At 60.6% G+C, this 25,113-nt stretch carries 21 protein-coding genes and 1 pseudogene; 19 read left to right on the top strand and 3 right to left on the bottom strand.

Annotated elements, in window-relative coordinates:
- Positions 1-67: 67 nt before the first annotated feature.
- The gene (locus AA098_RS01060; protein WP_003253725.1) at positions 68-1,444 is read right to left on the bottom strand and encodes a glutamine synthetase family protein; all 1,377 of its coding nucleotides are present in this window, start codon (positions 1,442-1,444) and stop codon (positions 68-70) included.
- Positions 1,445-2,018: 574 nt separating this feature from the next.
- Here AA098_RS01060 and AA098_RS01070 point away from each other — a divergent pair.
- The 8 genes and pseudogenes from AA098_RS01070 (at position 2,019) to AA098_RS01100 (ending at position 10,323) form a co-directional block, all read left to right on the top strand.
- Positions 2,019-3,377: a glutamine synthetase family protein gene (locus AA098_RS01070; protein ID WP_003253727.1), complete on the top strand. Its 1,359-nt coding sequence runs from the start codon at positions 2,019-2,021 to the stop codon at positions 3,375-3,377.
- A gap of 48 nt (positions 3,378-3,425) precedes the next feature.
- Positions 3,426-4,787 carry an aspartate aminotransferase family protein gene (locus AA098_RS01075; protein ID WP_064613744.1) on the top strand — a complete coding sequence of 454 codons (1,362 nt, stop codon included), beginning with the start codon at positions 3,426-3,428 and terminating at the stop codon, positions 4,785-4,787.
- Positions 4,788-4,955: 168 nt separating this feature from the next.
- A complete protein-coding gene (locus AA098_RS01080) occupies positions 4,956-6,053 on the top strand; it encodes a polyamine ABC transporter substrate-binding protein (RefSeq protein WP_004575838.1) in 1,098 nt (365 codons plus the stop codon).
- A gap of 156 nt (positions 6,054-6,209) precedes the next feature.
- On the top strand, positions 6,210-7,304 hold the full coding sequence (locus tag AA098_RS01085) for a polyamine ABC transporter substrate-binding protein (RefSeq protein WP_003253732.1): 1,095 nt from the start codon (positions 6,210-6,212) through the stop codon (positions 7,302-7,304).
- A 70-nt stretch (positions 7,305-7,374) separates the two neighbouring features.
- Positions 7,375-7,853, top strand: a pseudogene (locus AA098_RS30045) (ABC transporter ATP-binding protein); the annotation flags it as partial.
- The gene (locus tag AA098_RS30050; RefSeq protein ID WP_371914697.1) at positions 7,854-8,516 is read left to right on the top strand and encodes a TOBE domain-containing protein; all 663 of its coding nucleotides are present in this window, start codon (positions 7,854-7,856) and stop codon (positions 8,514-8,516) included.
- Positions 8,513-9,433, top strand: a complete 921-nt coding sequence (locus tag AA098_RS01095) for an ABC transporter permease subunit (protein WP_003253736.1) — start codon at positions 8,513-8,515, stop codon at positions 9,431-9,433. Before AA098_RS30050 ends, AA098_RS01095 begins: the two co-directional genes overlap by 4 nt.
- Complete coding sequence (locus tag AA098_RS01100; protein WP_003253739.1) at positions 9,430-10,323, top strand: ABC transporter permease subunit; 894 nt, start codon at positions 9,430-9,432, stop codon at positions 10,321-10,323. Before AA098_RS01095 ends, AA098_RS01100 begins: the two co-directional genes overlap by 4 nt.
- A 108-nt stretch (positions 10,324-10,431) precedes the next feature.
- On the opposite strand, the gene AA098_RS27720 is transcribed toward AA098_RS01100, so the two are convergent.
- Together AA098_RS27720 and AA098_RS27725 are read right to left on the bottom strand one after the other, a co-directional pair.
- Positions 10,432-11,334 carry an RHS repeat-associated core domain-containing protein gene (locus AA098_RS27720; RefSeq protein ID WP_082916823.1) on the bottom strand — a complete coding sequence of 301 codons (903 nt, stop codon included), beginning with the start codon at positions 11,332-11,334 and terminating at the stop codon, positions 10,432-10,434.
- 240 nt (positions 11,335-11,574) lie between these two features.
- On the bottom strand, positions 11,575-12,606 hold the full coding sequence (locus AA098_RS27725; RefSeq protein WP_371914698.1) for an RHS repeat-associated core domain-containing protein: 1,032 nt from the start codon (positions 12,604-12,606) through the stop codon (positions 11,575-11,577).
- A gap of 278 nt (positions 12,607-12,884) precedes the next feature.
- Here AA098_RS27725 and AA098_RS01105 point away from each other — a divergent pair, with 278 nt between their 5' ends.
- The 11 genes from AA098_RS01105 to AA098_RS01155 all read left to right on the top strand — a co-directional run bounded on the left by AA098_RS01105 (position 12,885) and on the right by AA098_RS01155 (position 25,090).
- Positions 12,885-13,973: an efflux RND transporter periplasmic adaptor subunit gene (locus AA098_RS01105; RefSeq protein ID WP_004575841.1), complete on the top strand. Its 1,089-nt coding sequence runs from the start codon at positions 12,885-12,887 to the stop codon at positions 13,971-13,973.
- On the top strand, positions 13,970-15,037 hold the full coding sequence (locus AA098_RS01110; protein ID WP_003248943.1) for an efflux RND transporter periplasmic adaptor subunit: 1,068 nt from the start codon (positions 13,970-13,972) through the stop codon (positions 15,035-15,037). The genes AA098_RS01105 and AA098_RS01110 overlap by 4 nt, the downstream gene beginning before the upstream one ends.
- Positions 15,034-18,087 (top strand): efflux RND transporter permease subunit, encoded by a 3,054-nt coding sequence (locus AA098_RS01115; RefSeq protein WP_064613745.1) that lies wholly within the window; start codon positions 15,034-15,036, stop codon positions 18,085-18,087. The genes AA098_RS01110 and AA098_RS01115 overlap by 4 nt, the downstream gene beginning before the upstream one ends.
- A gap of 233 nt (positions 18,088-18,320) precedes the next feature.
- Complete coding sequence (oscA, locus tag AA098_RS01120; RefSeq protein WP_003248957.1) at positions 18,321-18,503, top strand: sulfur starvation response protein OscA; 183 nt, start codon at positions 18,321-18,323, stop codon at positions 18,501-18,503.
- 50 nt (positions 18,504-18,553) lie between these two features.
- A complete protein-coding gene (locus tag AA098_RS01125) occupies positions 18,554-19,561 on the top strand; it encodes a sulfate ABC transporter substrate-binding protein (RefSeq protein WP_003248959.1) in 1,008 nt (335 codons plus the stop codon).
- Positions 19,562-19,746: 185 nt separating this feature from the next.
- Positions 19,747-20,565 carry a sulfate ABC transporter permease subunit CysT gene (gene cysT, locus AA098_RS01130; RefSeq protein WP_003248961.1) on the top strand — a complete coding sequence of 273 codons (819 nt, stop codon included), beginning with the start codon at positions 19,747-19,749 and terminating at the stop codon, positions 20,563-20,565.
- Positions 20,566-20,576: 11 nt separating this feature from the next.
- Positions 20,577-21,449, top strand: a complete 873-nt coding sequence (gene cysW, locus AA098_RS01135) for a sulfate ABC transporter permease subunit CysW (protein ID WP_004575843.1) — start codon at positions 20,577-20,579, stop codon at positions 21,447-21,449.
- Between the two features lie 3 nt (positions 21,450-21,452).
- Complete coding sequence (locus AA098_RS01140) at positions 21,453-22,442, top strand: sulfate/molybdate ABC transporter ATP-binding protein (RefSeq protein WP_064613746.1); 990 nt, start codon at positions 21,453-21,455, stop codon at positions 22,440-22,442.
- Positions 22,443-22,652: 210 nt separating this feature from the next.
- Positions 22,653-23,234 (top strand): alpha/beta hydrolase, encoded by a 582-nt coding sequence (locus AA098_RS01145; protein WP_010955697.1) that lies wholly within the window; start codon positions 22,653-22,655, stop codon positions 23,232-23,234.
- A gap of 64 nt (positions 23,235-23,298) precedes the next feature.
- Positions 23,299-24,129, top strand: a complete 831-nt coding sequence (locus AA098_RS01150; RefSeq protein WP_004575844.1) for a sigma 54-interacting transcriptional regulator — start codon at positions 23,299-23,301, stop codon at positions 24,127-24,129.
- Positions 24,130-24,304: 175 nt separating this feature from the next.
- On the top strand, positions 24,305-25,090 hold the full coding sequence (locus AA098_RS01155) for a MetQ/NlpA family ABC transporter substrate-binding protein (RefSeq protein WP_003248974.1): 786 nt from the start codon (positions 24,305-24,307) through the stop codon (positions 25,088-25,090).
- The last annotated feature ends 23 nt before the right edge of the window (positions 25,091-25,113 follow it).

The following is a 25,113-nucleotide window of genomic DNA, read 5'->3' on the forward strand; positions in this document are numbered from 1 at the left end:
GCAAATATTGGGGGCACTTTCGCCCCTATCGCGACGCCGCTCCCACAATGGGGGGCGGCGTTTTCGTTTACACGGTATGCAGGTACCAGTTGTACTCGAGGTCGGAGATCGAGTGCTCGAACTCTTCCAGCTCGCTTTCCTTGCACGCGACAAAGATGTCGATGTACTTCGGATCGATGTACTTGTTCAGGATTTCGCTGTCGTCCAGCTCGCGCAGGGCATCGCGCAGGTTGTTCGGCAGGCTCTGCTCCAGCTGCTCGTACGAGTTGCCTTCGATCGGCTCGCCCGGCTCGATCTTGTTGGTCAGGCCGTGGTGCACGCCCGCCAGCACCGCAGCCATCATCAGGTACGGGTTGGCGTCGGCACCGGCCACGCGGTGCTCGATGCGCACGGCGTCCGGCGAGCCGGTCGGTACGCGCAGGGCCACGGTGCGGTTGTCCAGGCCCCAGCTTGGCGCGTTCGGTACGTAGAACTGCGCGCCGAAGCGGCGGTACGAGTTGACGTTCGGGCAGAGGAACGCCATGGACGCGGGCAGGGTCTCGAGCACACCGCCGACAGCGTGACGTAGCGCGGCGTTCTGCTCGGGATCCTCGCTGGTGAAGATGTTGTTGCCATCTTTGTCCAGCACGGAAATGTGTACATGCAGGCCGTTACCAGCCTGGCCCGGGTAGGGCTTGGCCATGAAAGTGGTGTCCATTTCATGGTCGTAGGCGATGTTCTTGATCAACCGCTTGAGCAGTACCGCGTAATCGCAGGCCTTGAGCGGGTCGGGCACGTGGTGCAGGTTGACTTCGAACTGCGCCGGGGCGCTTTCCTTGACGATGGCGTCGGCCGGGATGCCTTGCTCCTTCGCGCCTTCGAGGATGTCCTGCAGGCAGTCGGCATACTCGTCGAGGTCGTCGATCAGGTACACCTGGGTCGACTGCGGGCGCTTGCCCGAGATTGGCGAGCGCGGCGGCTGCGGGCGGCCATTCACGTTCTCCTGGTCGATCAGGTAGAACTCCAGCTCGAATGCGGCGCAGATGGTCAGGCCCATATCGGTGAACTTGCTCACCACCTGGCGCAGCACTTCACGCGGGTCGGCGAAGAACGGCTCGCCTTCCAGCTCGTGCATGGTCATCAGCAGCTGGGCGGTAGGGCGTTTTTGCCACGGCTCATTACAGAGCGTGTCGGGGATTGGATAGCAGATGCGGTCAGCATCGCCGATGTCCAGGCCCAGCCCGGTGCTTTCGACGGTGGAACCGTTGATGTCCAGGGCAAAGAGGGAGGCCGGCAGATTGATGCCTTTCTCGTAAACCTTGTGGAGGCTGGTGCGCTCTATGCGCTTGCCACGCACCACACCATTCATATCTGCAATCAGAAGGTCAACGTAGAGAACCTCAGGATGTTCCTTAAGGAACGCGTTCGCTTCGTTAAGCTGAACGGCACGCGGGGGTACCGACATGATGCAACACCTTTGTTGTTAAAAATATCAATCAAGGGGGGCTTGCAGGACCAGTCAACCGAAAAGCCATACTGATGTCAAGCCAACCCCATGACGCCCTGAAATGGCACATCTACGGCAGATTTGCTGCATATCGGGGCAGGCCATTATCCGCTATTTCTGCCTGAAAGGGTGATCTCAAACGTGCCGTGTTTTATTTTTTACGGAAGTGTTGTGTAAAAAAATGAACAAGGCTAAGCTCGGTCACAACCCAGAACACAATAATACGAGGGTCACATGGTCCGCTTGCCGCGACCTGAAAGTACTGCCTGCGCAGTGCAATCGGGTACTTCCGTCGTTTTTGCAAGCTTCGTCAATGGCGTGGTCGCCCTGGCCGCAATAATTGACGTTTGGCGTTCCCGGACCCGTCCTCGTAGCGGCTTGCCGCCCTTCGCTTCGTCTTCCTGCCTTTTGAACTCATTACGGACACAGCTGATTTCAGTGTATCCACTGTGGCTCTGCGCGTGGGTTTTTGCTTTAGCAATCGACTCCATCCAGAATCAAGTCGCGGACCACCTTACCTCCTGAGGTATTTATGAGTAACAACCTCGACCAGCTCACCGATTGGTTGAAAGAGCACAAGATCACCGAAGTCGAATGCATGATCAGCGACCTGACCGGCATCACGCGCGGCAAGATTTCGCCAACCAACAAATTCATCGCTGAAAAAGGCATGCGGCTGCCCGAGAGCGTGCTGCTGCAGACCGTGACCGGCGACTACGTCGACGACGACATCTATTACGAACTGCTCGACCCTGCAGACATCGACATGATCTGCCGCCCTGACGAGAACGCCGTGTTCCTCGTGCCGTGGGCCATCGAGCCAACCGCACAGGTCATCCACGACACCTACGACAAGAAGGGCAACCCGGTCGAACTGTCGCCGCGCAACGTGCTGAAGAAAGTGCTCAAGCTATACGCTGACAAGGGCTGGCAGCCGATCGTCGCACCGGAGATGGAGTTCTACCTGACCAAGCGCAGCGAAGACCCGGACTTCCCGCTGCAGCCCCCGGTAGGCCGTTCCGGTCGCCCGGAAACCGGCCGTCAGTCGTTCTCGATCGAAGCTGCCAACGAATTCGACCCGCTGTTCGAAGACGTCTACGACTGGTGCGAGCTGCAGCAACTGGACCTCGACACGCTGATCCACGAAGACGGCACGGCGCAGATGGAAATCAACTTCCGTCACGGCGACGCTCTGCACCTGGCCGACCAGATCCTGGTGTTCAAGCGCACCATGCGCGAGGCGGCGCTCAAGCACAACGTGGCTGCCACTTTCATGGCCAAACCGATGACCGGCGAGCCGGGCAGTGCCATGCACCTGCACCAGAGTGTGGTCGACGTGGCCACCGGCAAGAACATCTTCAGCAATGAAGACGGCAGCATGAGCGAGCTGTTCCTCAACCACATTGGTGGCCTGCAGAAGTTCATCCCCGAGGCGCTGCCGCTGTTCGCGCCCAACGTCAACTCGTTCCGCCGCTTCCTGCCCGACACTTCGGCGCCGGTAAACGTGGAGTGGGGCGAAGAAAACCGCACCGTCGGCCTGCGTGTACCGGATGCCGGCCCGCAAAGCCGGCGCGTCGAAAACCGCCTGCCGGGCGCCGACGCCAACCCATACCTGGCCATCGCCGCCAGCCTGCTGTGTGGCTACATCGGCATGGTCGAAGGCATCGAGGCCAGCGCGCCAGTGCAGGGCCGTGGTTACGAACGCCGCAACCTGCGCCTGCCCCTGACCATCGAAGATGCCTTGGAACGCATGGAAAACAGCCGTGCGCTGGTGCAGTACCTGGGCAAGAAATTCATTACCGGGTATGTCGCGACCAAGCGCGCCGAGCACGAAAACTTCAAACGTGTCATCAGTTCGTGGGAGCGTGAGTTCCTGCTGTTCGCTGTCTGATCAACCCTGGTGCCGCAGGAGCGCGGCGGTCCAATAACGGAGAAGCACATGAGCGTCAACAACCCGCAAACCCGTGAATGGCAAACCCTGAGCGGGGAGCATCACCTCGCACCTTTCAGTGACTACAAGCAACTGAAGGAGAAGGGGCCGCGCATTATCACCAAGGCCCAGGGTGTGCATTTGTGGGATAGCGAGGGGCACAAGATTCTCGACGGCATGGCCGGTCTGTGGTGTGTGGCGGTCGGCTACGGCCGTGAAGAGCTGGTGCAGGCGGCGGAAAAACAGATGCGCGAGCTGCCGTACTACAACCTGTTCTTCCAGACCGCTCACCCGCCTGCGCTCGAGCTGGCCAAGGCGATCACCGACGTGGCGCCGAAGGGTATGACCCATGTGTTCTTCACCGGCTCCGGCTCCGAAGGCAACGACACAGTGCTGCGCATGGTGCGCCACTACTGGGCGCTGAAGGGCAAACCGCACAAGCAGACCATCATCGGCCGCATCAACGGTTACCACGGCTCCACCTTCGCCGGTGCTTGCCTGGGCGGCATGAGCGGCATGCACGAGCAGGGTGGCCTGCCGATTCCGGGCATCGTACACATCCCTCAGCCGTACTGGTTCGGCGAGGGTGGCGACATGACTCCTGACGAATTCGGTATCTGGGCCGCCGAGCAGTTGGAGAAGAAGATCCTCGAAGTCGGCGAAGACAACGTCGCTGCCTTCATCGCCGAGCCGATCCAGGGCGCTGGCGGCGTGATCATCCCGCCGGAAACCTACTGGCCGAAGGTGAAGGAGATCCTCGCCAGGTACGACATCCTGTTCGTCGCCGACGAGGTGATCTGCGGCTTCGGCCGTACCGGCGAGTGGTTCGGCTCGGACTACTACGACCTCAAGCCCGACCTGATGACCATCGCGAAAGGCCTGACCTCCGGTTACATCCCCATGGGCGGTGTGATTGTGCGTGACACCGTGGCCAAGGTGATCAGCGAAGGCGGCGACTTCAACCACGGTTTCACCTACTCCGGTCACCCGGTGGCGGCCGCGGTGGGCCTGGAAAACCTGCGCATTCTGCGTGACGAGAAAATTGTCGAGAAGGCGCGCACGGAAGCGGCACCGTATTTGCAAAAGCGTTTGCGCGAGCTGCAGGACCATCCACTGGTGGGTGAAGTGCGCGGCCTGGGCATGCTGGGTGCGATCGAGCTGGTCAAGGACAAGGCCACCCGCAGCCGTTACGAGGGCAAGGGCGTGGGCATGATCTGCCGCACCTTCTGCTTCGAGAACGGGCTCATCATGCGTGCGGTGGGTGACACCATGATCATCGCGCCGCCGCTGGTAATCAGCCATGCGGAGATCGACGAACTGGTGGAAAAGGCGCGCAAGTGCCTGGACCTGACCCTTGAGGCGATTCGATAAGCGTTTGCTAGGCTAGCGTTGTGACATTAAGTCGTTACATGGCCCTGCTTTCCTTGATACAGGGCCTTGTAACTTGCCAGACTAGCGACTGTTTCAGTCGCCGCGCGCTCTGCACCGTGGGTTCTGGCTGCTGGACAGTTGCTAAATAAAAATTCTGGAGCATTACGCATGAATAAAATGGGCAAGACGTTGCTGGCCGCCGCCCTGATGGGTGCCATGGCCTCCGCTGTTCAGGCTGAAGACAAAGTGTTGAACGTCTATAACTGGTCGGACTACATCGCTCCGGACACCATCGCCAAGTTCGAGAAGCAGACGGGGATCAAGGTCAAGTACGACGTCTTCGACAGCAACGAAACCCTGGAAGCCAAGCTGCTGGCAGGCAAGTCGGGCTATGACATCGTCGTGCCTTCGAACAATTTCCTGGCCAAGCAGATCAAGGCGGGCGTGTACGAGGAGCTGGACCGGTCCAAGCTGCCGAACTGGAAGAACCTCGACCCCGACCTGCTCAAGGCCGTTGGCGATGCCAGCGACAAGGACAACAAGCATGCCTTCCCTTACATGTGGGGCTCGATCGGCATCGGCTACAACCCGGAAAAGGTCAAGGCTGCGCTGGGCGTGGACAAGATCGATTCGTGGGATGTGGTGTTCAAGCCTGAGAACATCGCCAAGCTCAAGAGCTGCGGCGTGAGCTTCCTCGACGCCCCGACCGAAATGCTCCCGGCTGCGCTGCACTACCTCGGCAAGCCGACCGACAGCACCAAGAAAGAAGACCTGAAGGCCGCCGAGGACCTGTTCCTCAAGATCCGTCCTTCGATCACCTATTTCCACTCGTCCAAGTACATCGGCGACATGGCCAACGGCAACATCTGTGTAGCCGTCGGTTACTCGGGTGACCTGGAGCAATCCAAGGCCCGTGCCCATGAAGCGGGCGACAAGGTCAAAGTGGACTACGTCATTCCGAAGGAAGGTGCCGGTACTTTCTACGACATGGTCGCCATCCCGAAAGATGCCGAGCATAAAGACGCGGCCTACGAGTTCATGAACTTCCTGATGCAGCCGGAAATCATGGCTGAAATCACCAACGCTGTGCGCTTCCCGAACGGTAACGCTGCTGCCACCCCGTTCGTGGACAAAGACATCAGCAGCGACCCAAGCATCTATCCGCCTGCTGAAGTGAAGAAGCATCTGTACGCGATCGCTGCGCCTGACGCTTCCGTGCAGCGAGTGATCACCCGCAGCTGGACGAAGATCAAGTCGGGCAAGTAAGCCTGATGCGACACCTCTGGGCCGGGTTTGCCGGCCCAGAGCCATTGAAAGGTAATTGATGATTGCGGCATCGAAGCTGCGAAGTTAAGTTGCGCGCCGGTTTTGCGTGTGCGGCAGCATTGTCGCTACCCAGGCACTGATTGTGAGGACCCCCACTTGTCTATTTCTGTATTCCGCAAGGCCTTGATGGCCAGCGCGGGCCTGACGCTGGCATGCAGCGTCCAAGCGGCGCCGACGGTGCACTTCTATAACTGGTCCGACTACATCGGCCCGACTACACTCGCGGACTTCGAGAAAGCTACGGGCATCAAGCCTGTGCAAGACGTGTTCGACTCCAACGAAACCCTGGAAGGCAAGCTGCTGGCCGGTAACACCGGCTATGACGTGGTGGTGCCGTCCAACCATTTCCTGGGCAAGCAGATCAAGGCGGGCGCCTTCCAGAAGCTCGACAAGAACCTGCTGCCCAACTATTCCAATCTCGACCCGGCGTTGATGAAGCGCCTGGAAAAGAACGACCCGGGCAACCAGTACGCGGTACCTTACCTGTGGGGTACCAACGGCATCGGTTACAACGTCGACAAGGTCAAGGCTGCGCTGGGCGTGGATACCATCGATTCCTGGGCCGTGCTGTTCGAGCCCGAAAACATGAAGAAGCTCTCCAAGTGCGGTGTGGCCTTCCTCGACTCGGCAGACGAAATGCTGCCAGCGGTGCTCAACTACATGGGCCTCAACCCCAACAGCACCGACCCCAAGGATTACGCCAAGGCCGAGCAGAAGCTGCTGGCGGTGCGCCCGTACGTGACCTACTTCCACTCGTCCAAGTACATCACCGACCTGGCCAACGGCGACATCTGCGTCGCGGCAGGTTTTTCGGGTGATGTGTTCCAGGCCAAGGCCCGTGCTGAAGAAGCGAAGAAGGGCGTGAACCTGGCCTACGCCATTCCCAAGGAAGGCGGCAACCTCTGGTTCGACGTGCTGGCGATCCCCAAGGACGCCAAGAACGTCAAAGAGGCGCATGCCTTCATCAACTATTTGCTGAAACCTGAGGTTATCGCCCAGGTCAGTGATTACGTCGGTTACGCCAACCCGAACCCCAAGGCTGGCGCCCTGATGGACCAGGCCGTAAGGACTGACGCCGCGGTTTACCCACCGCAGGAAGTGCTGGACAAGATGTTCGTGAACTCAGAGTTGCCCCCCAAGGTGCAACGGCTGATGACCCGCAGCTGGACCAAGGTCAAGTCGGGCAAGTAAAAATCCAGACCCGCGACGGCACCGTAGAACAGGCCACGCGGGCACAAAAATCTTGTTGGGAGTTTCACTCATGGCAGTTGCCTCCGGTGCCTATAAAAAAGCCCTCGAGGGTGGCCAGCAACCCAAGCAGGTGCTGGTCAAGATCGACCGGGTCACGAAAAAGTTCGACGAAACGGTAGCCGTGGACGATGTGTCCCTGGAAATCCGCAAGGGCGAGATCTTCGCCCTGCTGGGCGGCTCCGGTTCCGGCAAGTCCACCTTGCTGCGCATGCTGGCCGGCTTCGAGCGCCCGTCCGAAGGGCGGATCTTCCTCGATGGCGTCGACATCACCGACATGCCGCCGTACGAGCGGCCGATCAACATGATGTTCCAGTCCTACGCACTGTTCCCGCACATGACCGTGGCGCAGAACATCGCCTTCGGCCTGCAGCAGGACAAGATGCCCAAGGCCGAGATCGATGCCCGCGTGGCCGAGATGCTCAAGCTGGTGCACATGACCCAGTACGCCAAGCGCAAGCCGCCCAGTTGTCGGGCGGCCAGCGTCAGCGTGTGGCGTTGGCCCGCTCGCTGGCCAAGCGCCCCAAACTGCTGCTGCTCGACGAGCCGATGGGTGCACTGGACAAGAAACTGCGTTCGCAGATGCAGCTGGAGCTGGTCGAGATCATCGAGCGCGTGGGTGTAACCTGCGTGATGGTGACCCACGACCAGGAAGAGGCCATGACCATGGCCCAGCGCATCGCGATCATGCACCTGGGCTGGATCGCCCAGATCGGCTCGCCAGTGGACATCTACGAGACACCTACCAGCCGCCTGGTGTGCGAGTTCATCGGTAACGTCAACCTGTTCGAAGGTGACGTGGTCGACGACGCCGAAGGCTACGCGATCATTGCCAGCCCGGAGCTGGAGCGCAAGATCTACGTGGGCCACGGCATCACCACCTCGGTGGAAGACAAGCACATCACCTACGCCCTGCGCCCGGAAAAGATGCTGGTCACCACCCAGCAGCCAACCTGCGAGCACAACTGGTCGCGCGGCAAGATCCACGACATTGCCTACCTGGGCGGCCACTCGGTGTTCTATGTGGAGCTGCCGAGCGGCAAGATCGTGCAGTCGTTCGTTGCCAACGCCGAGCGCCAAGGTACCCGTCCTACCTGGGGCGATGAAGTGTACGTATGGTGGGAAGACGACAGCGGCGTGGTACTGCGGTCATGAAACTGCGCAAGCTCAAGCGAGCCTTCCAGCGTCTGGTCCCGGAGGGGCGGCACTTGGTGATCGGCGTGCCGTTCATCTGGCTGTTCCTGTTCTTCATGCTGCCGTTCTTCATCGTCCTGAAGATCAGTTTTGCCGAAGCTGATGTGGCAATCCCGCCGTATACCGAGATCTACACCTACGTCGAAGACAAGATCCAGCTGGTCCTCAACCTGGCCAACTACGGGCTGTTGACCGAGGATGAGCTGTACCTCTCGGCCTACCTGGGTTCGTTGAAGATGGCGTTCTTCAGCACCCTGCTGTGCCTGCTGATCGGCTTCCCAATGGCCTACGCCATTGCCAACGCCAAGAAGGAGACCCAGACGGTCCTGCTGTTGCTGATCATGATGCCAACCTGGACCGCGATCCTGATCCGCGTCTATGCCTGGATGGGTATCCTCAGCAACAACGGCCTGCTCAACGGTTTCCTCCTGTGGACCGGGTTGATCGACCAGCCGTTGCAGATCCTCAACACCAACCTGGCGGTCTACATCGGCGTGGTCTATTCGTACCTGCCGTTCATGATCCTGCCGCTGTTCGCCAACCTGGTGAAGCATGATCCGAGCCTGCTCGAAGCTGCCTCCGACCTGGGTTCGAGCACCTTCAACAGCTTCTGGAAGATTACGGTACCGCTGTCGAAAAACGGCATCATCGCCGGCTGCATGCTGGTGTTCATCCCGGTGGTGGGCGAGTTCGTGATCCCGGAACTGCTCGGCGGCCCGGAAACCCTGATGATCGGTAAAGTGCTGTGGCAGGAGTTCTTCAACAACCGTGACTGGCCGGTGGCATCCGCCCTGGCAGTGGTGATGCTGGCGATCCTGATCGTGCCGATCCTGCTGTTCAACCGTAGCCAGGCCAAAGAGATGGAGGGCCGCGCATGAAACGCTTCAGTTTCTCCAAGCTGATGCTGGTGCTCGGCTTGCTGTTCATCTACCTGCCGATGTTGATCCTGGTGATCTACTCGTTCAACGCCTCCAAGCTGGTGACGGTGTGGGGCGGCTGGTCGATCAAATGGTACGTCGGCCTGCTCGACAACACCCAGCTGATGGGTTCGGTGATGCGCTCGCTGGAAATCGCCTGCTACACGGCGGTGGCGGCAGTGGCGCTGGGTACCCTGGCGGCCTTCGTGCTGACCCGCGTCACCCGCTTCAAGGGCCGCACGCTGTTCGGTGGCCTGGTTACTGCGCCGCTGGTAATGCCCGAAGTGATCACCGGTCTGTCGCTGTTGCTGCTGTTCGTGGCCATGGCGCAGATGATCGGCTGGCCGCAGGAGCGGGGTATCGTCACCATCTGGATCGCCCACACAACGTTCTGTGCGGCGTATGTGGCGGTGGTGGTGTCGGCTCGCCTGCGTGAGCTGGACCTGTCGATCGAGGAAGCGGCGATGGACCTGGGTGCCAAGCCGTGGAAGGTGTTCTTCCTGATTACCATCCCGATGATCGCGCCATCGCTGGCGGCGGGCGGCATGATGTCGTTCGCCCTGTCGCTGGACGACCTGGTACTGGCCAGCTTCGTCTCCGGGCCTGGCTCGACCACCTTGCCGATGGAAGTGTTCTCGGCGGTGCGTCTGGGTGTGAAACCGGAGATCAACGCCGTGGCCAGCCTGATCTTGCTGTCGGTATCGCTGGTGACCTTCTTCGTCTGGTACTTCAGCCGCCAGGCCGAAGAGCGTCGTCGCAAGGCGATTCAGCAGGCGATCGAAGAGGGTGCTGCAGCCAACGCTTCGCAGCCGCAGGTCAAGCGCCCGAGCCAGCTCACGGCTTCAGCCTGATATAGAGCCTGTTCGCGGCGAGCCAGTGCCGCGAACAGGCTCGTACAAGCTCCGAAATTGCCTGGCTGATATTCACCAGATTTTCTTAGCTCAGTCGGCATATCATGATTATTGGCGTAGATTGCCCATGCTGATCTGGGTGGCAAATGCGCTTGTCCTGCCGTTGTTGTTAACAGGCCCGCTGGACGTACCTGCATTAGGGTTAAGGGCTCGAGCAGCCGCTGCATGAGCCGCTTCCAAGGCTGCTGTAGCTTCACTGTAAGAAGGTGGTGGGGGCTCTGTAGGGACACTAGGCCTTGCGCGATTTATAGCTTGACTGTAAGAAGGTGGTAAATCTTCAGGGAGAGGGGCCGACCGAGCAGCGTTAATGGTGCGCATTTTTAGCATGGCAAGTTGCCCGGCACCTATAATCAGTAGGGTTACTAAGGAAAGAAATCCTCCAGCCATTTCTAGTTTTTTGGACTTTGTAATCATTCCAGCGATCGCCAGCCCGCTTCCCACAAGCCCGGTGGCGAGTGCAGTATAATGAAGCCCCGCCCCAATGATACCGAAACTTAAGTGCCCTGTGGGATCAGCGCGATTTACCGGGTCACCCGCACAATACATATAAGCGTTCAATCCACCTTTCCCGAATGGGCTAATATTATCTGGGCTGCAGAACCTCTCGAGCGTGGGATTATACATACGATACCCATTACCGAGCGCATAGCAGCCTGTTGCTGAGTCCAGCGGCTCGCCGTTGAATGCCAAGAGGGTATTCGATTCGCTACGGGCGTTGCAGTGGCCATAAGGGCTGTAGGGATACGCCTTCAGCGCGGCATGCCCTAACTCGGTCATGACGGTGTCAGTATTGCTAACGCCCATGAGTAAGTGACCTTCGTCAGCAACTGAGGCGCGTTGCGCTAAAAGACCACCCGCATGCCGGAAGACCGAATGTGTCAGAGCGTCTTTGACTTCGGTAGCAATACGGCCGTTCTGATAAAAGCGCAGTGTTTTTTTTGCAGCGGCCACGGGGCCTCCTGGGATTCGACATTGAGCAGAGCGCTATCTGGTTATTGCTCGTACAGGTGAAAACATCAGCTTGAACACAGTGTGCAGTGGCGGGGAGTGCCCGGCTACTGGTAGAAATGTCAGGTCATCAAGCGAGCTGAGCCTGCCGCGTATCGCATGCCTTGGCATTGTTTTATCTGCCAGGCGGCTGCTTCGACCTGCGCCGCCCACTTTCGCGGGTACCCTCAGTGGATTCTTTGATTATTCAACTTGGCCGGAGGTCCTTACGGTGTCGCGCATAGATGAGGTTGAATGAGTGGCTTGCACCACTTCTTGGTACGTCGGTGGAGGTTCCTCAATTACTGGGTAAGTTGATGGATGTGCCTGCCTTACCTGTTCGTAAGTCGGTAGAGGTGAAATTGTAGTAGGTTGACGAGACGCTGGCGCATTAGCCGGTTGACGTGCGGGCATACTGTCAGCGAAAGCTGGTGGGGGGGCGAAAGCCGGAACTCGCTGATTGTTTGTCGCGATAGGCCTAGAATTAAGGTTGCGGCGAGGGGGCTGCGTTGGCCTGGTATAGTAAAGGGTGCGCATTCTTGGGTACATATATCGCCCAGTACCCATCATCGTTAGGCCTAGTCCCATAAGTGCTCCTCCAACCAATGTGAGTGTTACGTCTCTTTTCACTCCCCCAGCGACCGACAACCCGGCTCCGATAGTCGAAGCGGCGAGGCCGGTTAATACAAGCCCCGACCAAATGACACCGGAACTTAAGTGTCCTGTGGGATCAACGCGATTTACCGGGTCACCCGCACAATACATATAAGCGCTCAACCCACCTTTCCCGAACGGACTAAGATTATCAGGGCTGCAAAACCTTTTGAGTGTGGGACTGTACAGACGATACCCATTGCCGAGGGCATAACAGCCGGTTGCCAAATCCAGCGGCTCGCCGTTGAATGCCAAAGGAATATTCGACTCGTTGCGGGCGGGGCGGTGGCCATAAGGGCTGTACGAATACTCTTTTTTTGCAGCAGCCTCTAACTGGGTCATGAGGGTGTCTGTATTGCTGACGCCCATGAGCACGTAACCTTCGTCAGCAGATGATGCGCGTTGCGCTAAAAGACCACCCGCATGCCGGAAGACCGAATGTGTCAGAGCGTCTTTGACTTCGGTAGCAATACGACTGTTCTGATAAAAGCGCAGTGTTTTTTTTGCAGCGGCCACGGGGCCTCCTGGGATTCGACATTGAGCAGAGCGCTGTCTGGTTATTGCTCGCACAGGTGAAAACATCAGTTTGAACACAGTGTGCAGTGGCGGGGAGTGCCCGGCTACTGGTAGAAATGTCAGGTCATCAGTAAGCCATTTTGCTGAATCCGAGCCCTCATGCAGGCCTCGGATTTTTCCTTTCCGAGTCGGCTGCTTCGGCTAGGCTCGGCCCTTTCGCCATGAAACCGCCGGGGCCGGCAACAAAAATGCCAGCATGGCCCCCGCCAGTGATGTTTATCGAACCCTGAACTACGCTCACAGTCGCATCCCACAAATCATTTGTGCGCAAGCAAGGAGCCAGCATGGCGTTGATGCGTCCGCTGTCGGTCATCTGTCTGGGGTTGTTGTACATGCTCACCGGCTGTAGCAAGGAAGAGGTCCCCAAGACGCTGCCTCGGGTGGGGGTGCAGCAGGTACAACCCACCGATTTCGCTGCCAGGGTCACTTTGACCGGTGACGTGCAGGCGCGGGTGCAGACCGATTTGTCATTCCGCGTCGGCGGCAAGATCATTTCGCGTAGCGTCGACGTGGGCGATCACGTCAAGGCCAACCAGGTGCTGGCCCGGCTTGACCCGAAAGACCTGCAGAACAATGTCGACTCGGCCAAGGCCGAAGTATTCGCCGCGCAGGCGCGGGTCACCCAGACCAGTGCGGCCTTCGTGCGCCAGCAAAAACTGCTGCCCAAGGGCTACACCAGCCAGAGCGAGTACGATGCTGCCGAGGCCGCGCTGCGCAGCAATCAGAGCGCACTCAAGGCCGCCCAGGCGCAACTGGCCAATGCCAACGAGCAGCTCAGCTACACCGCACTGGTCTCCGAGGCCGCCGGGGTCATCACCGAGCGCCAGGCCGAGGTTGGCCAAGTGGTGCAGGCGACCATGCCGATCTTCAGCCTGGCCGTCGATGGCGACCGCGATGCGGTGTTCAACGTCTACGAGTCGCTGCTGGTGGCGCCGCCCAGCGATGCCGGGGTAGTCGTGAGCCTGCTGGACGATCCCAAGGTCCAGGCCCGTGGCTTCGTGCGCGAAATAACCCCCACCGTGTCGGCGCAAAGCGGCACCGTGCAGGTCAAGGTGGGGCTCAAGGACGTGCCGCCCGGGATGCAATTGGGGGCACCGGTTACTGCCACCACCAATGCCCAGGGCCGGCCCAGCATCGAGCTGCCGTGGTCGGCGCTGACCAAGGCCTTGCATGAGCCTGCCGTGTGGGTGGTGGGCGAGGGCGACAAGGTGGAACTGCGCAAAGTCAAAATCCGCCGTTACCTCACCGGCAAGATCGTGGTCGCCAGCGGCCTGAAAGGCGGCGAGACCGTAGTGGTCAATGGCGGCCAGTTGCTGCACCCCGGCATGCAGGTACAGAAGGTCGACGCCAAGGGCCCAGGGGGTGAGCTATGAAGCGTCTGCTGCTGATGCTGTCGGCCGGGGTGCTGCTGGTCGGTTGCAGTAGCGAAGAAGAGGCACCAGAGGCGATCCGGCCAGTGCTGTCGGTCAAGGTCGAACCCCAGGTGCAGTCGCAGCTGGGCCGCTTCGCCGGCAGTATTCAGGCGCGCTTCGAAAGCACCTTGGGCTTCCGGGTTTCCGGGCGCATTGCCCGGCGCTGGCTGGACGTGGGCGCCCAGGTGAAACCGGGTGACACCTTGGCCACCCTGGACCCCACCGACCAGCAGAACCAGCTGCGCGCCGCCGAAGGCGATCTGGCCAAGGTGCAGGCACAGTGGATCAACGCCCAGGCCGATGCCCGTCGCCAGCAGCAGTTGTATGACCGTGGGGTAGGCGCCCAGGCACAGCTGGATATTGCCCAGACCAACCTGAAAACCACCAGCGCGGCGTTGGAGCAGGCGCGCTCCGCCGTCAGCCAGGCCCGCGACCAGCTCGACTACAGCACCCTGCGTACCGACCACGCTGCCGTGATTACCGCGTGGCAGGCCGAAGCCGGGCAAACCGTTACCGCCGGGCAAGCCGTGGTGACCCTGGCCCGGCCGGACGTGAAGGAAGCGGTAATCGACCTGCCGATCGATCTGGCCGAGCAGTTGAGCAAAGGCCTGACCTTCACCGTTGCTTCGCAACTGGACCCGACCATCAACACCACGGCCAGCCTGCGCGAACTGGAGCCCCAGGCCGATGCCACCACCCGGACCCGCCGTGCTCGCCTGACCCTGGCCAGCACACCGGCGGCCTTTCACCTTGGCACCGCCATCAGTGTGACCCTTAGCTCGGAAGTGTCCCCGCGCAGCGAACTGCCCTTGAGTGCCTTGCTCGAGCGCGACGGCAAGACCCAGGTGTGGGTGATCGATACGCAGCACAAGACCGTGGCCACCCGTGACGTGGCGCTGATCGACCGCACCGATGACAGCATCGTACTGAGCGCCGGCGTGCAGCCCGGTGAGCGCGTGGTCACTGCCGGCGTCAACAGCCTCAAGCCTGGCCAGAAGGTCACCTTCGACGAGGATGCGCAATGAAAGGAAGCTTCAACCTGTCCGACTGGGCGCTCAAGCATCAATCGTTCGTCTGGTACCTGATGTTCGTTGGCCTTTTGATGGGGACTTTCTCCTACTTCAACCTGGGCCGTGAGGAAGACCCGTCGTTCACCATCAAAACCATGGTCATCCAGACCCGCTGGCCCGGTGCGACCCAGGACGAAACCCTCTACCAGGTCACCGACCGTATCGAGAAGAAGCTCGAGGAACTCGATTCACTCGACTACACCAAAAGCTACACCCGCCCCGGCGAGTCCACGGTCTACGTGTACCTTCGCGACACCACCAAGGCCAAGGACATCCCGGAAATCTGGTACCAGGTGCGCAAGAAGATCCAGGACATTCGTGGCGAATTTCCCGCCGGTATCCAGGGGCCGGGCTTCAACGACGAATTCGGTGATGTATTCGGTTCGATCTATGCCTTTACCGCTGACGGCCTGACCCTGCGCCAACTGCGGGACTACGTGGAACAGGCAAGGGCCGAGGTCCGCGATGTACCCAACATCGGCAAGATCGAGCTGGTCGGCACCCAGGACGAAGTGCTGTACCTGAACTTCTCCACCCGCAAGCTGGCTGCCCTGGGCATTGACCAGCGCCAGGTAATGCAGGCACTTCAAGCGCAGAATGCGGTGACGCCGGCCGGCATGATCGAGGCCGGCCCGGAGCGCATCTCGGTGCGCACGTCCGGGCAGTTTGCCTCGGAAAAAGACCTGCAATCCGTCAACTTGAGGATCAACGACCGCTTCTTCCGCCTGGCTGATATCGCCGACATCGAGCGCGGCTATGTCGACCCACCCTCGCCAATGTTCCGTTACAACGGCCAGACAGCCCTTGGCCTGGCCATCGGCATGAAGGCCGGCGGCAACATCCAGGTGTTCGGTGCGGCGTTGAAAAAGCGCATGGACCAGGTGGTCCAGGACCTGCCGGTGGGTGTCGGTGTACACACCGTTTCTGACCAGGCCGTGGTGGTCAAGCAGGCGGTCGGCGGTTTCACCAGCGCGCTGTTCGAGGCGGTGGTGATCGTGCTGGCCGTGAGCTTTGTCAGTCTTGGCGTGCGCGCCGGGCTGGTGGTGGCCTGCTCGATCCCGCTGGTGCTGGCCATGGTGTTCGTGTTCATGGAGTACAGCGGCATCACCATGCAGCGGATTTCGCTGGGGGCGCTGATCATTGCGCTTGGCCTGCTGGTGGACGATGCGATGATTACCGTGGAGGTGATGGTCACGCGGCTGGAAATGGGTGAAAGCAAGGAGCAGGCGGCGACGTTCGCCTACACCTCCACAGCCTTCCCCATGCTTACCGGCACCTTGGTGACCGTGGCCGGGTTCGTGCCTATCGGCCTCAACGCCAGCTCTGCGGGTGAATACACCTTCACCCTGTTCGCGGTGATTGCCGTGGCCCTGATCGTGTCGTGGGTGGTGGCTGTGTTCTTCGCGCCGGTGCTTGGCGTGCATATTCTCAAAGGCGACAAGCTCAAGGCGCACGAGGCTGAGCCTGGCCGGGTCGGGCGGGCATTTGAAGGCGGGTTGCTGTGGTGCATGCGCAACCGCTGGTTGACCATCATCGGCACCGTGGTGCTGTTTGCCCTGGCGATCTTCTGCATGCGTTTTGTGCAGAACCAGTTTTTCCCGTCCTCGGACCGCCCGGAAATTCTCGTCGACCTCAACCTGCCGCAGAACGCCTCGATCGAGGAGACGCGCAAGGTGGTCGACCGCTTCGAGGCACGGATCAAGGACGACCCGGACCTGGTGCACTGGAGTACCTACATCGGCCAGGGCGCGATCCGCTTCTACCTGCCCCTCGATCAGCAGTTGCAGAACCCTTACTACGCGCAGCTGGTGATTGTCAGCAAGGGCTTCGAAGAGCGTGAGGCCATGATGGACCGCCTGCGGAAGATCCTGCACGAAGAGTTCGTCGGCGTCGGCACCAACGTGCAATCGCTGGAGATGGGCCCGCCGGTAGGCCGGCCGATCCAGTACCGGGTCAGCGGTGCCGACATCGACCAGGTGCGCAAACACGCCATCGAGCTGGCCACCTTGCTCGACCAGAACGAGCACATCGGCGAGATGATCTACGACTGGAACGAGCCGGGTAAGGTGCTGCGCGTGGAAATTGCCCAGGACAAGGCACGCCAGCTGGGGCTGTCGTCCGAAGATGTTGCCAATGTGATGAACAGCATCGTCAGTGGCGTGCAGATCACCCAGGTCAACGACAACATCTACCTGGTCGATGTGGTCGCGCGCGCCGAAGACAGCGAACGTGGCTCGCCTGATACCCTGCAGAACCTGCAAATTCTTACCCCTAACGGCACGTCGATCCCGCTGCTGTCGTTCGCCACCGTGCGCTACGAACTGGAACAGCCGCTGGTGTGGCGCCGCGACCGCAAGCCGACCATCACCATCAAGGCCTCAGTCAATGGCGAGATCCAGCCCACTGACCTGGTGGCCCAGCTGAAGCCAAAAATTGACGAGTTCGCCAGCAAGCTGCCGGTCGGTTACGAAGTGGCCACGGGGGGTACGGTTGAAGAAAGCAGCAAGGCCCAGGGGCCGATCGCCAAGGTCATCCCACTGATGCTGTTCCTCATGGCGACCTTCCTGATGATCCAGTTGCACAGCGTGCAGAAGCTGTTCCTGGTGGTCAGCGTGGCGCCGCTGGGGTTGATTGGCGTGGTGTTGGCGCTGGTGCCTACGGGTACGCCGATGGGCTTTGTGGCGATCCTCGGCATCCTTGCGCTGGCGGGCATCATCATTCGTAACTCGGTGATCCTGGTGACCCAGATCGACGAGTTCGAAGCCCAGGGCCTGTCGCCGTGGGATGCGGTGGTGGAGGCCACCAACCATCGGCGCCGGCCGATCCTGCTGACCGCGGCGGCGGCGAGCCTGGGCATGATCCCGATTGCACGCGAGGTGTTCTGGGGCCCCATGGCCTACGCCATGATTGGCGGGATCATCGTGGCGACCTTGCTGACGCTGCTGTTCCTGCCGGCGCTGTACGTGGCCTGGTACAAGATCCGCGAGCCGCAGAAACACGCCTGAAGGCCCATATGGCCCCTTGTAGGAGCGGGTTTACCCGCGAATGCGATGGTGCATCGACCACCGTATTCGCGGGTAAACCCGCTCCTACAAGGGGCGTGTGCTTTTAAATGGTTATATAAAAATTCTTAAACAGTATTTTTAAGAATAATCCCGCCTCACTACTATTGCCCTCAAGCCAGGCGCAAATCCCCTTCAAACCTCTGCCCGGCGCCCTCACTCCAAGGAGAACGAGCATGAGTGCATCTCTGCGTAGCATCGACGGTCAGGACGAAGCCACCATCTTGCGTGAAATCCAGAGCGCCTTGCGCGACCTGCGTTTCGGTGCGGTGGAGATCACCGTGCACAACGCTCAGGTCGTACAGATCGAGCGCAAGGAGAAGTTCCGCCTGCAACAGCCCGGCAACAAGCCCGGCTGATCGGCGCCACAACATCCAAAACTAGAAAAATGCCAATCGGGAGCTTCACCATGTCCATCCGCCGTTATGCGCTCGCCGCTCTGGCCAGTGCTGTTTTTGCCGGTTCCGCCATCGCCAAGGACTACGAACTGCTCAACGTGTCCTACGACCCGACCCGTGAGCTGTACCAGCAGTACAACGCTGAGTTCATCAAACACTGGCAACAGGCCCATCCGGGTGACAAGGTGAAAATCCAGCAATCCCATGGGGGGTCGGGCAAGCAGGCCCGTGCGGTGATCGACGGCCTGCGCGCTGACGTGGTGACCCTGGCCCTGGCCGGTGACATCGACGAAGTGGCCAAGCTTGGCAAGACACTGCCCGAGAACTGGCAGACCCGCCTGCCTGACGCCAGCACCCCGTACACCTCGACCATCGTGTTCCTGGTGCGCAAGGGCAACCCGAAAGGCATCAAGGACTGGGGCGACCTGATCAAGAAGGACGTGTCGGTCATCACCCCGAACCCGAAAACCTCCGGCGGTGCGCGCTGGAACTTCCTCGCAGCATGGGCGTACGGCCTGAAGGCCGGCGGTAGCGAAGAGAAGGCCAAGGCCTATGTGCAGGAGCTGTTCAAGCATGTACCGGTGCTGGATACCGGCGCCCGTGGTTCGACCATCACCTTCGTCAACAATGGCCAGGGCGACGTGTTGCTGGCCTGGGAAAACGAGGCCTTCCTGGCCCTGAAGGAAGACGGGGGTGCCGACAAGTTCGACATCGTCGTGCCGTCGCTGTCGATCCTGGCCGAGCCGCCAGTGGCCGTGGTCGACAAGAACGCCGAGAAGAAGGGCAATACCGAGATTGCCACCGAATACCTCAAGCACCTGTACAGCCCGGCCGGGCAGAAGATTGCCGCCGAGAACTTCTACCGCCCGCGTGACGAGAAAGTCGCTGCGGAGTTCGGCAAGCAGTTCCCGAAACTGGACCTGGTGACCATCGACAAGGACTTTGGTGGGTGGAAGACTGCACAACCGAAATTCTTCAATGATGGCGGTGTGTTCGACCAGATCTATCAGGCACAGTAAGGGCCAAAGGAACGCGGGGCCGCGTTGCGGCCCATTCGCGGCACAAGGCCGCTCCCACAAGGAACCATAGTCCCCTGTGGGAGCGGCCTTGTGTCGCGAATGGGCTGCCAAGCAGCCCCAGGATACAAAAGCTTGCACCGGCCCGGGATTGTTTCCGGGCTTAGTGCGTTCAACCAGGGATATTTATGTCGCGTCGCATCTCCCCCGTCATACCCGGCTTCGGGCTGACGCTGGGCTACACCTTGGTGTACCTCAGCCTGATCGTGCTGATACCGCTGGCGGCCATGTTCATCCATGCCTCGCAGCTGACCTTCGAGCAGTTCTGGACCATCATCAGTGCGCCGCGGGTGATCGCTGCGCTCAAGCTGAGCTTCGGCACCGCCCTGTTCGCCGCCATCATCAACGGTGTGATCGGTACCCTGCTGGCTTGGGTGCTGGTGCGTTACACCTTCCCTGGGCGCAAGATCATCGATGCGATGATCGACCTGCCGTTCGCCTTGCCGACCGCGGTTGCCGGTATCGCCCTGACTGCCCTGTACGCGCCGCAGGGCTGGGTCGGCCAGTTCGCCACCGACCTGGGCTTCAAGATCGCCTATACCCCGCTGGGCATCACCCTGGCACTGACCTTCGTGACCCTGCCGTTCGTGGTGCGCACGGTGCAGCCGGTACTGGCCGACATCCCGCGTGAAGTGGAAGAGGCCGCAGCCTGCCTGGGGGCCAAGCCATTGCAGGTGTTCCGCCACATCCTGGCGCCGGCCCTGCTGCCGGCATGGCTCACCGGCTTTGCCCTGGCCTTCGCCCGTGGCGTGGGCGAGTATGGTTCGGTGATCTTCATTGCTGGCAACATGCCGATGAAGACCGAGATCCTGCCGCTGCTGATCATGGTCAAGCTCGACCAGTACGACTACACCGGCGCGACCGCCATCGGCGTGTTGATGCTGGTGGTTTCCTTCATCCTGCTGCTGCTGATCAACCTGCTGCAGCGCCGCATCGAAACCCCTTGAAGGAGGCCGGCATGTCCAGTTCATCCCTGAGTGCAAGTGCCGCAGCCAACGCCGCCCGCCGTGGCAGCGCCACGTCACGGCGTATCCTGATCGGCCTTGGCTGGCTGGTGTTCGCCCTGTTCCTGCTGCTGCCGCTGGTGATCGTGGTATCGCAGGCGCTGAAGAACGGTTTTGGCACCTTCTTCGAGGCGATCTTCGAACCCGATGCGTTGTCGGCGCTGAAGCTGACCCTGCTCGCCGTGGTTATCTCGGTGCCGCTGAACCTGGTATTTGGCGTAAGCGCTGCCTGGTGCGTGAGCAAGTACACCTTCCGTGGCAAGAGCATCCTGGTCACCCTGATCGACCTGCCGTTCTCGGTGTCACCCGTGATCGCCGGCCTGGTCTACGTGCTGATGTTCGGCGCGCAGGGCCTGTTCGGTCCGTGGCTGCAGGACCACGATATCCAGATCGTGTTCGCCCTGCCGGGCATTGTCCTGGCGACCATTTTCGTTACCGTACCGTTCGTGGCCCGTGAGCTGATCCCGCTGATGCAGGAGCAAGGCACGCAGGAGGAGGAGGCTGCACGGCTGCTCGGTGCCAACGGCTGGCAGATGTTCTGGCACGTGACCCTGCCGAACATCAAATGGGGGCTGATCTACGGCGTGGTGCTGTGTACCGCGCGGGCCATGGGCGAGTTCGGTGCGGTGTCGGTGGTGTCGGGCCACATCCGTGGCGTGACCAACACCTTGCCGCTGCATGTGGAGATTCTCTACAACGAGTACAACCACGTCGCAGCCTTCAGCGTGGCCAGCCTGTTGCTGATCCTGGCGCTCTTCATCCTGCTGCTCAAGCAGTGGAGCGAGAACCGTATTAACCGCCTGCGCCATAGCGCCGCGGAGGAATGATTCATGTCGATCGAAGTTCGTAACGTCAGCAAGCGCTTCAACAGCTTCCAGGCCCTGAACGCAATCAACCTGGACATCAACAGCGGCGAGCTGGTGGCTCTGCTCGGCCCGTCCGGCTGTGGCAAGACCACCCTGCTGCGCATCATTGCCGGCCTGGAAACCCCGGACCAGGGCAACATCGTGTTCCATGGCGAGGACGTTTCCGGCCATGACGTGCGTGACCGTAACGTCGGGTTCGTGTTCCAGCACTACGCGCTGTTCCGCCACATGAGCGTGTTCGACAACGTTGCTTTCGGCCTGCGCATGAAGCCCAAGGGCGAGCGCCCAAGCGAGAGCAAGATTGCCGAGAAGGTGCATGAGCTGCTGAACATGGTGCAACTGGACTGGCTGTCCGACCGCTACCCCGAGCAGCTTTCCGGTGGCCAGCGTCAGCGTATCGCCCTGGCCCGTGCCCTGGCGGTGGAGCCGAAGGTGCTGCTGCTGGACGAGCCATTCGGTGCGCTGGATGCCAAGGTGCGAAAAGAGCTGCGGCGCTGGCTGGCGCGGCTGCACGAGGATATCAACCTGACGTCGGTGTTCGTTACCCACGACCAGGAAGAAGCCATGGAAGTAGCCGACCGCATCGTGGTCATGAACAAGGGCGTGATCGAGCAGATCGGCTCGCCGGGTGAGGTGTACGATCAGCCGGCCAACGATTTCGTCTACCACTTCCTCGGTGACTCCAACCGCCTGACCTTGAGCGAAGGGCATCACGTGCTGTTTCGCCCGCACGAGGTGTCGCTGTCGCGGCATGAGACCGAAGGGCACCATGCGGCCGAGGTGCGCGACATTCGCCCGTTGGGCGCGACCACGCGGGTGACCTTGAAGGTGGAAGGGCAGAGCGAGCTGATCGAGGCCGAGGTGGTGAAAGACCATGACAGCCTGACCGGGCTGGCGCGGGGAGAGACGTTGTTCTTCCGGCCGAAGGTTTGGCAGAAGGTGGCGGATATCTGAGTCGCACAAGGAAAAGAGAGCCCGGGCATGGTCCCGGGTTTTTCTTGCCTGAACGTTTGACAGGGCAGCTTTACAGCCTTTTACAAGCGAGTGGCGGTAGCGCACTTGTTATGCCCTATGGGTATTAATAAATATCTTCTTATTCCTTTACGAATATTTCGTCCTCCCTATACTTGTCTCCAAGCACGCAAACTTACTGGAGGCGTCCCCATGCGCAATGAGTCGATTCGCTACCTGATTGTGCCGGGTTGGCAAGGATCGCCAGACAACCATTGGCAGAGTCACTGGCAGCGCACCCTGCCCAACAGTGCACGGGTTGAACAGCAAGACTGGCTCACCCCGCAGCGGCAGGACTGGGTGCACGCGCTGGAGCAGGCGATTGCCGCCGAGCGCTCGCCGGTGATCCTGATTGCCCACAGCCTTGGTTGCATCACTGTCGCCCATTGGGCAGCGCAGGCAAGCCCAGCCTTGCTGCGGCAGGTGCGTGGTGCACTGCTGGTGGCGCCGGCAGATGTCGAACGGCCCACTTGTGCACCCGTGCTGCGCAACTTTGCGCCGATCCCTACCGAGGTGCTGCCGTTCCCTAGCCAGGTCGTCAGCTCGGACAACGACCCGGCCGTGAACGTGCCACGGGCGCTGTACCTGGCCCAGGCATGGGGCGCCGAAGCGGGTTTGCTGAGCAATGCCGGGCACATCAACGTCAAGTCCGGTCATGAGCGCTGGGAACAAGGCTTCGCCTACCTGTATCGCTTGCAGAGCCGGATCGAGCAGCGCGCACTGCGCCGCGCCTGATCGCCCTTACTGTTCACCCTTTGCCTGACGCCTGGCCATTACGGGCCTGGGGCGGGAGTTCGTCATGACGTTTCAAAACCCGTTCGGCCAGCCGCTGCTGACCTTCCCCGAGCTGGACAAGAGCCCGCTGAGCATTCGTGCCAAGGCGCTGGTGTTCATCGACCCGCGCTCGCAGCAGCTGCGCGAGGACCTTGAGCGCCTGGCGCCACAACCTTTGCCGGTGCTGATCCGAGGCGAGACCGGCACCGGCAAGGAGCTGCTGGCTCGGCAGATCCACCGTACCAGCGACCGTGGAGGGTTGTTCGTGTCGGTCAACTGCGCGGCCATCAGCCCCACCTACGCCGATGCCGAGCTGTTTGGCTATAGCGCGGGCACCCATGGCGGTACGGCCAGCAGCCGCGCCGGCTGGTTCGGTTCGGCCAGCGGCGGCACCTTGTACCTGGACGAGATTGCCGACTTGCCGTTGGCCATCCAGGGCAAGCTGCTGGCGGCCCTGGAAAACCGCGAGGTCACTCGGGTGGGCGCGCAGCAGCCACAGCCGGTGGATGTGCGTCTGGTAGCCGCCACCAGCATCGACCTGGCCCGTGTAGTACGTGCAGGGCGCTTCAACGAGCGCCTGTACCAGTATCTGCGCGAGGGCGCGCTGGAACTGCCGCCGCTGCGCGAGCGGCCGGGCGATATCCTGCCGCTGGCCGAGTACTTCGTGGGCATCTACAGCGTGCGCCTGCAACGGCCTGTGCCCTTGGTGAGCGAGGCGGCGCAGCGGGTGCTGGAGGCGCATTTCTGGCCGGGCAATACCCGCGAACTGGAGAACGTCATCCACTTTGCCTTGCTGGTCAATGACGGCGAAGAGATCCTGCCAGAAGACCTCGAACTGCCTGACCCCGCGCGTTAGACATCGCTCATGGGTAAAGAGGCTGATGGTATTGTGTTTTTGGAATAAGCAGCTAAGTAAAAGATATTGTTGCGGAATAAAAAATTTGGGTATCGTCCGCCTCAAGCCCACTGGTGAACCGGTTGGGCACCCGATTTGCCATCGTCGATGGCCCAGATTCAGAACAAGGACCACCATGAAGAAGACCCTGCTGACCACTGCCCTGGCTGCTGCCCTGTCGTTCTCCGGCCTGGCCGCTGCTGCCGAGAAACTGGTGGTTGCCGCTACCCCGGTACCGCACGCCGAAATTCTCGAACTGATCAAGCCGACCCTGGCAAAAGAAGGCGTGGACCTTCAGATCAAGGTCTTCACCGATTACGTACAGCCGAACGTGCAGGTGGACCAGAAGCGTCTGGACGCCAACTACTTCCAGACCCTGCCGTACTTGAAGAGCTTCAACGAAGGCAAGGGCACCCACCTGGAAACCGTGATCGGTGTGCACGTCGAGCCGTTCGGTGGTTACTCGAAGAAGATCAAGAACCTGTCCGAGCTGAAGGAGGGCGCCACCGTTGCCATCCCTAACGAAGGCAGCAACAGCGGCCGCGCCCTGATTCTGCTGCAGAAGGCTGGCCTGATCACCCTGAAAGACCCGAAAAACGCCCTGGCCACGCCAAAGGACATTGCCGAGAACCCGAAGAAGCTGAAGTTCCGCGAGCTTGAATCGGCCATGCTGCCGCGTGTGCTGGACCAGGTCGACCTGGACATGATTAACACCAACTACGCCCTGGAAGCCGGCCTGAACCCGGCCAAGGACGCGCTGGTGATCGAAGGTGCCGACTCGCCGTACGTGAACTTCCTGGTTGCCCGCCCGGACAACAAGGACAGCGAAGCCATCCAGAAACTGGCCAAGGCCCTGACCAGCCCTGAAGTGAAGGCATTCATTGCCAAGAAGTACCAAGGTGCGGTGCTGCCGGCGTTCTGATGCGCTTGCTTCACCTTGCATGA

This window comes from Pseudomonas sp. JY-Q (genome assembly GCF_001655295.1).
Lineage (GTDB): Bacteria > Pseudomonadota > Gammaproteobacteria > Pseudomonadales > Pseudomonadaceae > Aquipseudomonas > Aquipseudomonas alloputida.